This window comes from Chryseobacterium sp. CG10_8 (assembly GCF_058117085.1).
Genome location: NZ_JBYVEB010000242.1, coordinates 1 through 1,022 on the forward strand (window position 1 = coordinate 1; position 1,022 = coordinate 1,022).

1 protein-coding gene is annotated in these 1,022 nt (G+C 29.2%); it reads right to left on the bottom strand.

What is annotated here, in order from left to right:
• Nucleotides 1-187: 187 nt before the first annotated feature.
• Entirely contained in the window at nt 188-853 is a 666-nt protein-coding gene (locus tag AC4AGG_RS16535; protein WP_489773123.1) for an alpha/beta hydrolase, read from the bottom strand.
• Nucleotides 854-1,022: the final 169 nt, after the last annotated feature.

Here is a 1,022-nt window from a genome sequence, read left to right on the forward strand (position 1 = left end):
AGCGAAGGACGGGCTTTTACAAACTAAATATTTAACTAAAAACCAAACCAAGCAATTGCTTTTTTCGTGAAACTAAATTACAAAAAAAATGTGAAACGAAAAAGCAATTGCGACCGAAAATCACAAAACTCTCAATGGTAGAATTTAACCCCGTCTTTTGCTAATACACTGTTGGCGACAGTTTTTATTATTCAAGATTATAGTTTTGTTGCGCCCACATTTTAGAAGGTTTTATCCATTCATCAGAAGCAATATATAGAAATCCGTGCTTTAGACCCGTATTTAATTCTATTTCTTTAAAACGAGTGACTTTTAATTTAGACGTTTCTTTTCTTTTAATTGCTGTAACACCAAAAATATCAGATTTTTCATATATTGTTAATATGTTTCCACAGAAATTAATATCTGGAAATTCATCGATATCAGTATCTTGAAAACTGCCAATAAAGACAAAATTCAGGTTAGGATTTTCTGCAAAAGTAGAAACAAATTGAGCGATATATCCTCCTTTTGAAGTTCCAATGACAGTAATGTTGCTTGGTTTAATTCCTTTTGCTATTAAACTATCAATTTGCGATACAATTTTTTTTGCGTATTTAATTCCATCACTTTTTGGTTCCCTTTTTTCACTTATAACAATGAAGTTGTCTTTTCTAAAAGATTCTAAAATTTCATTGTATTCGGCTTTTGTTCCATATTTGGGTTCAAGAGTTCCTGAAGGATTATCTTCTAAAAATTTATTATGCAAAAAGAAAATATAATTTCTATTTGATTGTTTTTTTACTTTTAATGGATTATTGTTTTGACAAGATATAAATAGAAATAAAGAGAGGATAATAAAATATATTTTCATTTATGGAACTATGTTTTGTTAAAATTGTTGCCAACGAAAAAGGCTTGATGCAGTGCGGGCAACTTAGACTAAACTTTCAAAGGAGATCCGAACCTGAGCAAAACCATTTTCTTGTGACTAAATTAAGAAAAAAATCATAAGAAAATGGTTTTTGCGAAACAAATTAGAT